Source organism: Niabella insulisoli, from assembly GCF_039652435.2.
Taxonomy (GTDB): Bacteria; Bacteroidota; Bacteroidia; order Chitinophagales; family Chitinophagaceae; genus Niabella; species Niabella insulamsoli.
The window spans coordinates 3,057,518-3,072,777 of record NZ_CP190246.1 but is presented as its reverse complement, the minus strand read 5'-3'; the positions used below and the strand labels follow the sequence as shown (position 1 = coordinate 3,072,777).

General features: G+C 46.9%; 11 protein-coding genes. 9 read left to right on the top strand and 2 right to left on the bottom strand.

Annotated elements, in window-relative coordinates; all coding sequences use genetic code 11:
* The 4 genes from ABDK00_RS12710 (at position 1) to ABDK00_RS12695 (ending at position 3,742) form a co-directional block, all read left to right on the top strand.
* Positions 1-702: a hypothetical protein gene (locus ABDK00_RS12710; protein ID WP_346237023.1), complete on the top strand. Its 702-nt coding sequence runs from the start codon at positions 1-3 to the stop codon at positions 700-702.
* Positions 692-1,744, top strand: coding sequence for a polyprenyl synthetase family protein (locus ABDK00_RS12705; RefSeq protein WP_428400332.1), 1,053 nt, complete (start codon positions 692-694; stop codon positions 1,742-1,744). The genes ABDK00_RS12710 and ABDK00_RS12705 overlap by 11 nt, the downstream gene beginning before the upstream one ends.
* Positions 1,744-3,231: an NAD(P)/FAD-dependent oxidoreductase gene (locus ABDK00_RS12700; RefSeq protein WP_346237025.1), complete on the top strand. Its 1,488-nt coding sequence runs from the start codon at positions 1,744-1,746 to the stop codon at positions 3,229-3,231. Before ABDK00_RS12705 ends, ABDK00_RS12700 begins: the two co-directional genes overlap by 1 nt.
* Positions 3,232-3,376: 145 nt before the next feature.
* Positions 3,377-3,742 (top strand): response regulator, encoded by a 366-nt coding sequence (locus tag ABDK00_RS12695; RefSeq protein WP_346237026.1) that lies wholly within the window; start codon positions 3,377-3,379, stop codon positions 3,740-3,742.
* Between the two features lie 72 nt (positions 3,743-3,814).
* On the opposite strand, the gene ABDK00_RS12690 is transcribed toward ABDK00_RS12695, so the two are convergent.
* Complete coding sequence (locus ABDK00_RS12690; protein WP_346237027.1) at positions 3,815-4,660, bottom strand: endonuclease/exonuclease/phosphatase family protein; 846 nt, start codon at positions 4,658-4,660, stop codon at positions 3,815-3,817.
* Between the two features lie 178 nt (positions 4,661-4,838).
* Between ABDK00_RS12690 and ABDK00_RS12685 the strand changes: the two genes are divergently transcribed.
* On the top strand, positions 4,839-6,377 hold the full coding sequence (locus ABDK00_RS12685; RefSeq protein ID WP_346237028.1) for a sulfatase: 1,539 nt from the start codon (positions 4,839-4,841) through the stop codon (positions 6,375-6,377).
* A gap of 8 nt (positions 6,378-6,385) precedes the next feature.
* Here the strand turns inward: ABDK00_RS12685 and ABDK00_RS12680 are convergent, their stop codons facing one another.
* Positions 6,386-7,117: a GntR family transcriptional regulator gene (locus ABDK00_RS12680; protein WP_346237029.1), complete on the bottom strand. Its 732-nt coding sequence runs from the start codon at positions 7,115-7,117 to the stop codon at positions 6,386-6,388.
* 238 nt (positions 7,118-7,355) lie between these two features.
* On the opposite strand from ABDK00_RS12680, the gene ABDK00_RS12675 reads away from it, so the two are divergent.
* From ABDK00_RS12675 to ABDK00_RS12660, 4 genes are all read left to right on the top strand, one after another.
* On the top strand, positions 7,356-10,565 hold the full coding sequence (locus ABDK00_RS12675) for a TonB-dependent receptor (protein ID WP_346237030.1): 3,210 nt from the start codon (positions 7,356-7,358) through the stop codon (positions 10,563-10,565).
* Between the two features lie 10 nt (positions 10,566-10,575).
* Complete coding sequence (locus ABDK00_RS12670) at positions 10,576-12,507, top strand: RagB/SusD family nutrient uptake outer membrane protein (RefSeq protein ID WP_346237031.1); 1,932 nt, start codon at positions 10,576-10,578, stop codon at positions 12,505-12,507.
* Between the two features lie 18 nt (positions 12,508-12,525).
* Positions 12,526-13,263 (top strand): DUF3823 domain-containing protein, encoded by a 738-nt coding sequence (locus tag ABDK00_RS12665; RefSeq protein WP_346237032.1) that lies wholly within the window; start codon positions 12,526-12,528, stop codon positions 13,261-13,263.
* A 125-nt stretch (positions 13,264-13,388) separates the two neighbouring features.
* Entirely contained in the window at positions 13,389-15,218 is a 1,830-nt protein-coding gene (locus tag ABDK00_RS12660) for a class I mannose-6-phosphate isomerase (protein WP_346237033.1), read from the top strand.
* Positions 15,219-15,260 lie beyond the last annotated feature (42 nt).

Below are 15,260 nucleotides of genomic sequence, written 5' to 3'. Positions count from 1 at the left end.
ATGCCCTTTAATAAAAACAAAACCGGGGAAAGCGATAGCCGCAAAAAGGCCAAGGATGATTTGTTTGAAAAATTAGATCCAAACAATATGATGTCGAATGCCCAGCGCGTGCTCAGTTCGGCGGTGAATGTGTTGGAAGAAGAAATTGCCGCCGGCATACTGGCGGCAAAAAAAATTGAAGGGGAAATTATCGACGTCGAGGATCTTCGGGAAGACCCGCAGGACCTGATGAACCGCATCCGGCGTGACATACACGAGGCAGTTGACCTGATCATGGACTCGGTAACGGCCATGGCCCGGCATTTTGGCTCCTTATCGGATACGGTGCTTAACAAAAAGTCTGAAGAAAAGCCAGCGCCGCAACAAGATAGCCCACAGGCTATTCCTGTAATCACCGCTTCAAAGCCTGTAAAAGCGGGCGACACAGCGGTACTTTACGTGACTTTGTCAAACGATCGACAGGCTGACCCGGTGATTATTGCTTTTCGCAAGGCAGCGCTCTGCGGCAAAGGAAAGTCGGTTATCGCGGCCAACGCTATCAATATGATGCCTTCACCGGTGCGCCTTTCTTCCGGAGAAGAAGCGGAGATGACTGTGCAGGTTAAGGTGCCAAAAACAGCAGTGCCCGGCGTGTACAGCGGTCTTTTCGTGGATGCCAACGATAGTGGCAACCGGTTGATTATTCATCTAGATGTCAACTAAAATGCGACAACCTATGTATGGAGACCTGATGAAATCGATGCTGGCCGAATATGGCGCTGTTACCTTGAAAGGAATCCGGCATTTTATACCGGATAAAGAACCCCGAAAATATTTGTACGATCTGGTGCTCGATTACCCGAACCGCGGTGGAAAGGGATTCCGGCCGGGCCTCTGCATAGCCGCCTGCAAAGCCTATGGTGGTACGCTTCAGCAGGTGCTGTATGCGGCTGTTACCTTAGAGTTGTTGCACAATGCCTTTTTGATACATGATGATATTGAAGATGAAAGTTTGTCGAGGCGCAACCGGCCAACGATGCACCAGTACACCAGCACAGCAATCGCGGTGAATGTGGGGGATGCGATGCAGGCGCTTGGCCTGTTTCCGCTTTTGAAGCATAAAAAAATTTTGGGGCCGGCGCTGAGCCTGAAAGTTTTTGAAGAAGTGCAGCACATGGTCGAAGTATCGGCAGAGGGGCAGGCCATAGAACTGGGCTGGCGCCAGGATAATATTTGTGATTTGAAAGACGAGGATTATTTAAGAATGATACTTAAAAAAACCTGCTGGTACACCTGCATTCATCCCATTCGTATCGGAGCCATAATTGGCAGCAACGGCAAAGTGAAGCCAGAACTTTTTAACCGGCTGGGATATTTTATGGGTACTGCTTTTCAAATACAGGACGATCTTTTGAACCTGTTGGCAGAAGAAAAGAAATACGGAAAGGAGATAGGCGGCGATATCGTGGAAGGTAAAAGAACACTGATGTTGATCCGGCTGCTGCAACTATGCAGCAAATCGGAAAAGGCGATGATAGGCCACCATCTTTCAATTCCCATAAAAGAAAGGAACGCCCAAACGGCAACGGACATACTTCGGCTGATGCATCGATACGATTGCCTCGATTATTCAAAAAATATATCCAAGTATATGGCTGGCGCTGCCTTAAAAGAGTTCTATACCATTTTTTCAAGACTGCCGGACTCTAAAGACAAATCCTTTCTGGAAAGTATTATTCTTTATATGATCAACCGCGATTATTAATGATAACCATCCGGAACAAATATGAATATGACTGTGAGGTACTGATCGTTGGCGGCGGGCCGGCCGGGAGCGGGCTGGCTTTTCATTTGGCGAAGGTGGGTGTGTCGGTAATCGTGGTAGAAAGTGCAACCTTTCCGCGCGACAAGGTTTGCGGCGATGGCGTAAGCCCTATAGCGCTGGCAGAACTGCATGCGATGGGCATCACTAAAACCGAATCATTTAAAAAAGCGAATGAAATAAAGCGCGTCGGGTTGTTTCTGAATGAAGAACAGGTGGTCGTTGATCTTTCAAAGCCCGATCATTTGCCGTTGCACGCGAGGATTATTCCCCGCCTTGAGCTCGACAGCTGGATTTATGAAGCGGCCCGCGCGGCAGGCGCCCGGTTCCTGCAGGCCACCAGGTTTTGTAAATACGAAATCAAACCCGGCGTTGTAACAACGTGGGTGAAACAAAAAGAAGGGATCCGTGCAATCACCTCAAAACTGATGGTCGGCGCCGATGGCAGTAATTCGGCTGTCGCCCGCCAAATGCATGGCGCCAAAAGCCACGAGCATTTTCAGCTATTGGGGTTGCGCGCTTATTTTGAAAACGTAAACGGCCCCCAGGATCGTGTTGATATTTATTTTGCGGAAGAAAGTTTTCCCGGAATTTACTGGATGTTTCCAAAAGGGAGAAGCGGGGCTAATATTGGGATGGCCATGGTTTCGGCTACGCTTCCTCAAAGCCCGAAACATGTAAGGGAATTGTTGCAACAACATCTGGAAAACAATAAACATATACAGGAGCGGATTGGGAAAGGCAGGTTGAACGGAAAGATTCTCGGCTGGCCCATTCATTTTTTTAATGCCTCGCTGCCTGTTAGCGGCCACCGTATTTTATTGACAGGGGATGCTGCAGGATTGATTAATCCTTTAAGCGGCGATGGGATCCAGTACGCCCTCTTAAGCGCCCGATGGGCAGCTCACACCATAGTGGACGCTTTGAAAGGCGATGACCTGTCGGCCGAAGCACTGTTGACCTACCGCAAAAAAATGGATCAGGAGCTTGCTTATGATTTTGCTTTTTCAAATTTCCTGGTTCAGTTTTCAAGGAATAAAAGCCTCTCTAAAGTATGGATGCAGATCATCAGGATTTTAATTGAACGTGCCAAAACAGACAGGGAGTATGCGGACACCATTGCCGGCATCTTTGAGGGAACCTATCCTTCCTTCAAGGCGCTGACCCCGGCCTTTATTCAAAAGTCTTTATGGCAGGGCGGCGCCACCGGGTTACAAGCTGTGATAGAAATGGCAGCAAATCCAATGGGTGCCGTTGACAAAGGACGGTCGCTATTTCAAGCGGCGCTTTCTGTTTTGGGCCAGGTAAAAGCGCATCCAGCCGAACAGCGGCAATGGGTGGCCGACGTCATCAAAAATGGAGTTGCGGTTGCGGATCATACCTTAAAACATATAGTTCGTGCAGCTGCCGATATAAAGAAAGGAGCGTAATGATAGCGCCATAGTCCCTGCCAAAAGTCCTTTGTCCTTCCATTGACGAGCGGGCATTTGAGTGGGAGTGTTCTTGCCAGAACCTGTTTATAATCAGGTTCTTGAATTGGCATGATATTAGGGTTTGCTTAAGCAAAAGCGATCCATGCAAGCCCGAAAAGTTATTGTTGTTGAAGACAATGATGATATTTACAATGTTATAACATTGATTTTAATATCGAAGTATTATCACCTGGTTGTATGTCCGACGGCTCATAGTTTTTATTCAGAAATGGGGAATGGAAAACCAGATTTGATTATCATGGATGTGATGCTGCCGGACGGCAACGGCATCGCCCTGTGCGCGGAAACCAAACAAAGCCCTCTTTTTAAAGACGTCCCCATTCTGCTCATGTCTGCCCATTTGGATCCTGCTATAGCCAAATCCAGCCAGGCCAATGCTTTTGTAAAAAAGCCTTTTGATATCGACGATTTCAAAATGAAGGTAGATGCGCTGCTCGATAAAAACTAATAAGAATTAAGCCGTCTAAAAAAAGCGCTTCGCACCAAATGGGTGTTCAGTCCCGATGGGCTGTTTATCAAATTACTTTAAATTAATCCGCGCTAAAACGGCAAAATGATCCGAAGCAAATCTTCCCTTCCAGGTTGGCGAAAGGGTGGCGTGGTCGCGCACTTCAATGGGGCCCCTCACAAAAATATAATCGATAGGGGTGTCTGCCGTTTCCTGTTTTTTAAAACCATTGAAAGTCCCTTCAGGGCCGTAATGTGGTGTTAAGGATACCAACCTACTATCCAAAAAATGATATGGGTTGTTTTTAGCAAGCAGCAGCCTGATGGGTTCGTCCTGCGGATGGGCGTTAAAATCACCGGTCAGCATTACGGGGCAATCTCCTGCTATAGCTGCGGCCTTTTGTAATAATAACCGTGCACTTTCACGCCGGGCTGTAGTGCCCACGTGGTCCAAATGCGTGTTAAACACAAAGAAAACTGAGCCGGTTAACCGGTCACGAAATTGGCCCCAGCTTGCGGTCCGCGTTAAGGCGGCATCCCATCCTTTGCTCGCCACGATGTCCGGCGTTTCGGAAAGCCAGAAGGTATTTGACTTCAGCAGCGCAACTCTTGTAGTGTCATAAAAAATGGCTGCATATTCTGCCTGGCTACCTCCATCCCGGCCCACGCCAATTGATTTGAAGTTTTTCAATCCGTTTTGCAGATCTTTCATTTGATGGTGCAGCGCTTCCTGAACGCCCAAAATATGCACTTGATGATATCTTATTTGCGACACTACCTTGTCTTTCCTATGAGGCCAGGCATTCATGCTATCAGCCGGGTTATCGTACCGTATATTAAAACTCATAACATGAAGCGGCTGGGCAGCAGCAGTTAAACTAAAACCCATTGCAATCAGCCAGCAGAAAAATCGGAACATTTAAATTTTTATTTAGTTTTATGTAAATATGTATGTACATTTGATTTTGTCTAAAATAGGTAATATATACTATTGCCGTTCATTTGGTCGCATTATTTTTCCTGAGGCGATGAATAAGTTTGGCTGGATCGCCCCCGTCAGGCAATTTTCACGTATAAACCCTCTAAATAGTAAAAGAATGAAGCATAACGGTCGCTTATTAATAATTAGCTGTTGCGTGATTATGTTGTCCATATTGCCGTGCCTGGCGCAGCATGTAAAAAAGCCCAATATTATTTTAATCGTTTCTGACGATCATGCCTACCAGGCGATCAGCGCCTATGGCAGCCAAATGAACAGCACGCCTCATATCGACCGTATTGGCAGGGAAGGAGCGATAATGGAAAGGGCTTATGTGACCAATTCGGTTTGCAGTCCGAGCCGCGCGGTGATTCTCACGGGAAAATATTCTCACAAAAACGGGTTGGTCGATAACGGGACTTTTTTTGACAGCACACAACAAACTTTTCCCAAGCTGTTGCAGGGTGCGGGTTATAAAACCGCCGTGATCGGTAAATGGCATTTATGGTCGGAGCCTACCGGGTTTGACTATTGGAATATCCTTCCGGCACAGGGAAATTATTATAATCCCGGTTTTATCAAATTAGGAAAGGATACGACTTATAAGGGGTATGTCACGGATGTGATCACCGATCTTTCCCTCCAGTGGATAGAGCAAAACAAAGCGGCGCCTTTTTGTCTGCTGCTTTTTAATAAAGCGCCCCATAGAAACTGGATGCCGCCCTTAAAATATTTGGATCGTTTCAACAATCAGCCATTCGCGCTGCCCGCCAACTTCGGCGACGATTACAAAAACCGGCTGGCCCTTCAACGTCAGCAAATCACTATTGCCCAATCGCTCGACATTCGCTACGATTCCAAAATACCCTGCGACACCTGTGCGGTTACTCCTGTCAACAAATGGGCGCCTGATGAATGGCGGCGCGAAATCGACCGGCTGTCCCCCGAAGAAAAAAGACTATGGGACGCCGCTTATGAAAAGGAGGCCCGGGCTTACCACCTGCTCAAAACGGACGAAGAGCGGGTGCGCTTTCAGTACCAGAGGTTTATGGAAGACTATTTGAGATGCGTGCAAAGTGTCGACGACAATGTAGGACGGGTGCTCGATTATGTGGATGAAAGCGGGCTGAAAGAAAATACGATCGTTATTTACATGTCTGATCAGGGTTTTTACTTAGGCGAACACGGGCTTTATGATAAAAGATTTATGTACGAGGAATCGTTTCGAACCCCGTTACTGATCCGCTATCCGGGAGAGGTTAAAAGCGGACAGCATAATCAGGATTTTACGTTGAATGTTGATATTGCCCCTACTTTACTCGACTGGGCGGGCATTGATATCCCGAAAGACGTGCAGGGAAACTCGATGAAAAATTTGCTGAAACACGGAAAGGACGACACCTGGCGGAAAGAAATTTATTACCATTATTATGAAAAATCTTTTGGGTTAACACCCCACTATGGCGTTAAAACTGACCGCTACAAATTGATTCATTTCTATGGCCCCATCGATTCATGGGAATTATACGATCTCAAAAAAGATGAAAATGAAATGCATAACCTGATCGATCAGCCGGCCCACGCCGGATTGGTAAACCAGCTCAAGCAACGAATCGTTTATTGGCAAAACTATTACCAGGATCCGGTAAAGCATTGATGGACAGGCTATGCCCGGCGGCTTTCATTGGTATAAATAAAAGCGTCGGCTTTATAATATCCCAGATTGTACTCAATGGGCCGGTCCCCCTGGTCAAACACAAACCTTTTTCTGAACAGCACCGGGCTACCGGCTTCAATTTCCAATTTGGAAGCGATAAATTTATCGGCTGATTTGGCGCTAATTTCTTCCTTTGAAAGTGTCGCAATCACCAGGTGGTCTTTTTCCAGAATATCGTATAGCGGCCGTTTAAAATCTTCCTCGCCCGTTAAGCCCACCCTCGGATGAAAATAGGAGATAAAGTAAACAAAGGGCTCTTCAGGGCGGCCGCGGAGGCGCTCGAGCTTTAATATTTTTTTGTCGGTGTTGACCTCAAAAAAGTTCGCTACTTCTTCCGGCGGCAACACCCAGCTCAGATGTAACTCAAAGTTTTTTATAGGAATGCCGCGTGCGTTCATTTCCTGCGAAAAGGAAAGCCAGTTATTCGACCTAGAACTAACTGATTTCATCGCCACCTTAGTGCCGATTCCTTTCTTACGAATCAGCAGCCCTTCGTAAACCAGCTTATTCAGTGCCTGCCGGATGGTGGTGCGGGAAATAGCCAGTTGCTTGGCCAAATCAACCTCGTTGGGCAGCAATTTTCCCCCGGCATATTCCGGGTCGGAAATCAAAGTCCTCAATAATTGTTCGGCCTGGATATGTAAAGGCACATGGCTCTTATGGTCGATGGTCAGTTTCATACACAAATGTAAATTTTTTTTGGCCGTTTGTTGATATGTATATATGTTTGTACATATTAAAACGGTACCAGCCCTTTGCCGCTTTTTTTAACCCTCTTTATAAAATCATAAAACGATGCCGCTATTGGACAACCTTATTAAAAAATTGCGCTTATGGGCTTTTAAACCTGCGTAGCGTATCCGGTTGTCACATCGCCTGTTTCTAAAATGATTGCCCCTAATAAAACGATTCTTGTTTATGAAATATAATTTACCCTCATATCCCTTCCTTTGGCCTGCTATAAAGCCATCTCGAAGGGATTTTAAAAAAGCCCCGCTGCGCGCCGCCATTGTGGCCGCGCTCTCGCATTGTGGCATTCTCCTACTTTTTCATTTGTTGAATTTTTCCGTGGTGTATGGTCAGCAGCGTAGCGCAACAGGAACCATTGTTAACGAAGCCGGAACCCCTCTGGCAGGTGTAACCATTACCGTGAAAGGCAGCCAGGCAGGCGCTTCCAGCGATGAGCAGGGAAGTTTCACAATTTCCGCGGCGCCCGGCCAGACCCTTGTCATAAGCGCTGTAGGCTACTTGCCGAAGGAGGTGGCAGCTACGGCCGAGCCGATGCATATTACGCTGACAGCGAGCGCCTCGGTTATGAACGAAGTGGTCATCGTAGGTTATGGTACACAAAAACGCGCTAACCTGACCAGCGCCGTCTCCTCAATCACCGGCGATCAAATCGTAACTACCAAAAATGAAAATATTCTCAATTCACTGACGGGAAAAGTACCAGGCCTGCGGGTAGTTCAAAACACCAGTGAACCCGGTGCCTTCAATACGTCTTTTGATATTCGGGGAATGGGTAACCCGTTAATTGTAATTGATGGAATCCCCAGGCCAGATATTGTGCGGATCGATCCCAACGACGTAGAAAGTTTGTCTGTTTTAAAAGATGCGTCTGCCTCGATTTATGGGGCAAGAGCTGCCAATGGCGTGATCCTCATCACCACCAAAAAAGGGAAGCGTGGTGCTATGGAATTAAATTACGTGGGAACTTACGGTATTCAGAAGCCAATCAGTTTTCCAAAGTCATCGAATGCTGTCGAGTATATGACGCTCGTTAACGAATTAAATATGCACAATGTCAATGGCGGCAGGAGCATTTATACAGACGAGCAAATTGAAGAATACCGCAACGGTACCAAAAAAAGTACTGATTGGCAGGACGCAACCATCAAGCGTAAGGCCAGCCAGGCACAACATAATTTGAGCGCGACAGGCGGAGGGGAGTTTGCCAGCTATTTCATTAGTCTTGGCTACACAGCCCAGGATGGGATTTTAAAATCAGACGATCTCTTCTATAAAAAATATAACCTTCGCTCCAATCTGAGTGCGCGGATTTCTAAAAGCCTCACCTTCGATCTGAATTTGTCTGCCATCATGGAACGGAAAGACCAGCCCATGCAGGCGGCTTACTGGGTTTTCAGGAGCATGTGGTACCAACCGCCGGTAAACCCCGTGTATGCCAACGACAATCCGGCTTATCTCAATTCGCTTCCCAACCCCTTACACCCCGTAGCCCAGTCTACATCGGATATTGCCGGGTACCAGGTGTATAACAATAAATGGTTTCAGTCGTCGGCTTCGCTCAACTACGACGTGCCTTTTGTAAAAGGCTTGAGCGTGACGGGGCGTTACAGTTTTGACTACACCTTGAACAATAACAAAATTTACAGCAAGACCTACAACACCTACAGCTACAACGCAGCTACTGATGTTTATAATGTTACCGGCACCCAGCAATCACCGTCCACGGTTCGCAGGGAGTTTTATGAATACCCCACCGTGTTGGGACAACTGACATTAAACTATAATAGAACCTTTTCGAATAGCCATCATGTGGGCGCTGTGTTGGTTTATGAACACAGTAAACGCAACGGTGATAATTTTTACGCACAACGGGAATTATCCATTCCTATCGACCAGTTGTTTGCTGGAAATAGCCTGAATCAGCAGGGCAATATGAGCGCTAATATTGCCAATGCTTTCGAGTATGAAAATGCAGCTTACGCCGGATATGCAACTTATGATTATAAGTCACGGTACTATGGAAAATTTTCATTCCGCTATGACGGTTCTTCTAAATTCGCACCCTCGCGCCAGTATGGATTTTTCCCCGGTTATGAAGTAGGGTGGCGCTTATCGCAGGAGCCCTTTTTTAAAAATGCAGAAGGGCTCGCTTTCATTGATGAACTTAAGTTCCGCGCGTCTTATGGTAAAATGGGAGATGATGGCGCGCTCAGATACCAGTTTGTTACCGGTTATAATTATCCGGCCAGTGGTTCGGCAACAGGCCAGCCGCCGGGCGCGGTCTTCGACGGCGTTTTTTATAATGCCGTACAGAGCACCGGGATCGCTAATCCCGGGATTTCCTGGTTTACCGCAACAACACTTGACTTGGGCATCGACCTCGAAGCATGGAATGGACTGTTAGGTATTACAGCCGATTATTTTAAAAGAGACAGAACGGGCCTGCTGGCCAACCGGTTGCTGACCGTTCCGGATGTAGTTGGCGCCAACCTGCCACAGGAAAACCTGAACGGGGACCGGCATGAAGGATTTGATTTTGAGGTACGCCACAACCATCACATCGGCGAATTTAAATACAATCTGCGCGGAACATTCGGTTATACCCGGATTTCAAACCGGTATATCGAAAGAGCCAGAGCCGGCAATTCGTACCTGAACTGGATGCAGAATAATACCAACCGTTATACGGGCGTTTACTTCGGCTACGGTGAAGATGGCCATTTCGAAAACTATGAAGAAATACAGAAAAGCCCCATTTATGTCAGCCGCTCGGTAACGGTAGGGGATTATCGTTACCTCGACTGGAACGGGGACGGACAAATTGGTGTGGATGATAGCCACCCGATTGCCAACACCGGCATGCCGCTTATTACTTATGGATTCAATTTGGGGGGAAGCTACAAAGGCGTCGATCTGAATATATTGTTAACAGGCGCGGCCCTGGTCAATGCTACTTACACCGAACAACTGGGAGGGCCGCTTTGGGCAAATGGCAATGCACTAACGATGTGGCTCGATCGCTGGCATCCGGTTGATCCCCATGCTGACCCTTACGATCCCAATACGGAATGGGTACCCGGGTATTATGCTTACACCGGCACCAACGCCTTTACCAATACGAGGCATAACCTGCACAACGCAGCTTATCTCCGGTTAAAAAGCGCTGAGATCGGATACACCATTCCCGAAAGCCAGATGCGCAAAATAGGTGTTAAGTCGCTTCGGGTATTTTTCACAGGATACAATCTTTTTACGCTTACCGGTTTAAAATATCTCGATCCAGAACACCCCTCGGCGGTGTCCGCTGTTGATCAGCAATTTGGATATGCGTATCCCATTGATCAAAAGTTCTTTTTTGGATTGAATATTAAACTTTAATCAGAAGAAAATGAAAAAAATACTATACCTGCTTTTAACAGGAAATCTTTTATTGCTCATCCCTTCCTGTAAGCCCAGCCTCGATATTCCGCCTACCAATATTATCAACGACGCCGATATTTTTTCCAATGCGGCGGGCATTACCGCATTTATGGCCAGGGTCTACAGCCAAATGCCCATAGAGGATTTTAAATGGAACCCTTCTACTGGCTTTAAGTCTTTCTTCAACGGGTCCACGGCTACTTTTACCGGGGAGGCTATTAGTCGGGACCAGGCCGGCGGAACAGAAGGGTTTAATTATTGGGCTGACGCCTATATACTCATTCGGGATTGCAATTATTTCCTGGAAACACTGGCTTCCTACGCTTCAAATTTCAGCGAAGCGCAGATGAATAACTGGCGGGGCGAAGTGCGGTTTATAAGGGCATTCACCTATTTTGCGCTGGTAAAACGCTATGGCGGCGTGCCCATCATCGATAAGTTGTTAACGGCGCCCGGCCAATCGATCGAGGAAGTGGCGGCCAATATTGAAAGCTTTAAAATTCCCCGGGCCGCAGAAGCCGACGTGTATGATTTTATTGCTTCCGATCTGGATTTTGCCTACAACAATCTGCCTGAGTCGAATCAAAAAGGACGTGCCAGTAAATATGCAGCAGCAGCCTTCAAATCGCGGGTGATGTTGTTTGCGGGCTGTGTGGCCAAATATAATGTCAACAACCTGACGAACGGGTCGGTTCAGGTATGCGGCATTCCTGCGGCAAAAGCTACCGGATATTTTAAAGCAAGCTACGATGCTGCTAATTTGCTAGACAATAAATTCAGTTTGTATAAAGCGGGTTGGTCCGCCACTGATCCGGAGGCGCAGGCTAATAATTTTGCGCAACTATTCCTGGATCCGGCGAGCGCAGAAAACATTTTTATAAGAATGTATAAATATCCCGACGCCGTTCACTGGTGGGATTATAACAACGTACCCCGGCAGCTATGGAATAATGGCGGCGCGGCTCAAACCAACCCCACTTTGAATTTTGTTGAAATGTTTGAAGGGTTACCCAAAAACTTGGATGGCAGTTTTAAGACTACCGACGATAACGGGAAATATTTGCTTTATGATGATTTGAACGCCCCCTTCTTGAATGCTGAGCCCCGATTGAAAGGGACGATTCTTTTTCCCGGTGATATATTTAAAGGCGTTACGATCGAGATGCGGAGAGGCATTTACACAGGCCCTGTTGCCGGTGGTATCGACAGGTTGTTGCCTTTAGGCTCAACGGCCGCTTACCCCACTACCAATTTTATAAGCCAGGCCGGGCCGGAAGTGACAACCGCTTTTGTAACGCTGCCTGACGGCAGCCGGATGAATGCTGCCGGGGCCAGCGGTTTTTATACCAATATCAATGGCGTAGCCAGTGGTATTTCAGGATTCTCGGTGAAAAAATATATTGTTCCCACCAAGCCTGCTTCGGAGCTGGCCAACAACCGTTCCGATCAAAGCTGGATTGAAATAAGATACGCAGAGGTGTTGTTAAACCGGGCAGAGGCAGCGTATGAATTGTTTAGCGCCGGGCAGGGAGCCGCTTATCAAACTCAGGCACTGGCGGATGTAAATGAAATCAGGGAGCGGGCCGGAGCAACGCTGGCTACTACAGCCGATCTTGCCACTATCGACCTTGTTCGAAAAGAACGAAGAAAAGAACTTGCCTTTGAAAATAAAACATGGTGGGATCTGAAAAGATGGAGGATCATCGATAAAGAACAAAACGGAACGCAATGGCGGATTTTGAACCCGATTTTTGCCCTTAACGCTTTGCAATATTTTTTTGATGATCGACCCGACGAACGAAACAGCCGGTTCACCTTTGATCCTCGATGGTATTACCAGCGCATTCCGGATGCCGTGATTGCCAAAAGCCCCAATATTGTTCAAAACCCAGGTTACTAACTAAAAAAAGGAAACGCGATGAAATATACAGCCTTAATCATAGCAGTATCGACGCTGCTGCTGTCCTGCTCCAAAATAGATAATTACGATGGCCCGACAGAAACCTTGCAGGGGCGCATCATCGATGCCGGAACCGGCGAAAATGTACAAAGCGAAGTGTCCGGCGACAATGGCAACGGCACCCGCATCAAGCTGCTTGAAACCAGTTGGAGTGATAATCCCACCCCGCTGTATGTGGCCACAAAGCAGGATGGCACTTATGCGCATACCAAAATTTTTAAAGCTACTTACAAAATGATTGCCGAAGGCGCGTTTGTGCCGATGGATCTGGCAGGAAATGACCAGAGCCAAACAATTGATGTTCAGGGAGGCGTCACTACAGTTGATTTTACGGTTGAACCCTTTCTTCGGATAGCGTGGGTGGGAGAACCCGTCGTGAATGCTAATGGCAGCGTAACCGTTCAGGTTAGGGTGAGCAGGGGCACGCAAAACAGCGCTTTTCAGCAAAATATCACCAACCTGGCGCTCTTCATTTCGCCCTACCAATATGTAGGCAATAATAATTTTGATAACAGGTATGCGAGGATAGTTTCTTACTCAGGAAGTGCAGGAAATAGTATGCTGGGAACAACCGTCACCATTACTTCAACTGGCGTGTTGCCTAAAAAAGATTGGTATCTTAGGGTGGGGGCGAGAATCGCCTATGGTACCAACCGGTACAATTATTCCACCATTAAAATGGTGACCATTCAGTAAAGGGCCGAGCTCTTTAAAGTAGTCGCCTGTTCATAAATTTTATAAAACAAAACAATAAAAAACATCAGCTTTAAGCTGGAGGTTGTTTGAAGGAAAAGCCAGCTTTCATTAAAAAATGCACTACAATGATTGAGATTTCGAATGATGAGGTTCCGGGAACAAAAACAAAAAAGGCCGGGTTTAGAAAGAGTTTGCAGGCAGTGTTACCCATACGGCTGCCCGAGACGCAGCAAGCGTCTCAAGTGTATAATATCTACCCCAGTTTTTCGCTCGGAAAGGGTAAGATTTTTCACGGCTATCAAACACTGGCGCAATGGATGGCCCATCATGACATCATCTTTATGGATGGGTTTAGCGGCGTTCTATGGCATGAAGTTCAGAGTGCGCTCGCAGTAGCATTTCACAAGCTGGGCAAAACCATACAATGGGTTAATACGGAAGATTTTTTAAAATCCCCGGAAGAAATTGAGACGATGGTTAGCACCTTTATGGGAGCCCGGGATTCAGTGTGGGGTACCAAAACGGATCTGCAACTCGTCGATTATTTTCATCAGGATCGCATGAACCAATTCCAAAAGGATGGCGATGCAGACTGTTTGATTGTATGGGGGCCCGGCGCAGCCTTATTCCCTGGCGATGGCCCGGTGATTTATTTAGACGTTCCAAAAAATGAAGTGCAATACCGGATGCGGGCGGGAGCTGTCCATAACCTGGGGATGGCTGCTGCCGATGCACCTGCGCATATGTACAAGCAATACTATTTTGTGGATTGGGTAGTGTTGGCAAAACATCGCGAAAACATAGATGGCCGTATTGCCATTCAGGCCGATGTTCAATGGCAAAAGCAGATCAACTGGATGCTGGGAGAGGAGCTGGCTGCAGGTTTAGACCGTCTCTCTGAAACCGTACTGAGGGTGCGGCCCTGGTTTGAAGCTGGCGCCTGGGGCGGACAATGGATGAAAGATCGCATACCTGGCCTTAATAAAGACGAAGTGAACTATGCCTGGTCCTTTGAACTAATCGTGCCGGAAAATGGATTGGTTTTTGAAAGCGACGGTTATTTGCTGGAAGTGCCTTTCGATCTTCTCATAAGTAAGCATTATAAGAAAATACTTGGCCGGCATGCTGACTTTTTTGGAAAGGAATTTCCCATCCGGTTTGACTTTCTGGATACCTGGGAAGGCGGCAATCTTTCCATTCAATGCCACCCTTCGCTCGGCTACATAAGGGAGCATTTTGGAGAGCATATTACCCAGGATGAAACCTATTATATATTGGATTGTAAGCCGGAAGCACAGGTTTATCTGGGTTTTCAGGAAGGCGTGGATCCCCAAAAGTTCCGACAGGTTTTGGAAGACAGTAAAGCCAACGGCACAGAAATTACGATCACAGATTATGTACAAACGCATACCGCACAAAAGCACGATCTCTTTTTAATCCCCAATGGCACCATCCACAGCGCCGGCGCTGACAACCTCGTGCTCGAGATTAGTTCTACGCCCTATATTTTCACTTTTAAAATGTATGACTGGTTAAGACTGGATCTGGACGGGACACCCCGCGCCATCAATATAGAACATGCATTTAAAAATTTAAATTTCGAAAGGCAGGGAAGCGCTGTCAAAAAACTGATCGCTCAACCGGTATTGATCGAACAAAGCGAGGGTGCTAAAGTCTGGCATTTGCCGACCCACGAAGATCATTTTTATGATGTTCACCGGCTGGAGTTTGAACATCAGGCGGAGGTAGCCACCGATGAAAGCTGCCATGTATTAATGCTGGTAGAAGGCGCCGCCTTAACGGTGCAGATAGGAGATGCTGAAGTCGCATTTCACTACGCGGAAACCTTTGTCATTCCTGCCGCAGTAAAAAAATATAAACTGATAAACCAGGGCGCTGGTACTGCGAAAGTAGTAAAAGCATTTATTAAAAAGACATTTGCCTATCTCCCCTAAGGCTCCATAAAATATAATTTCTTTTTGCCACAGTAATGAAGA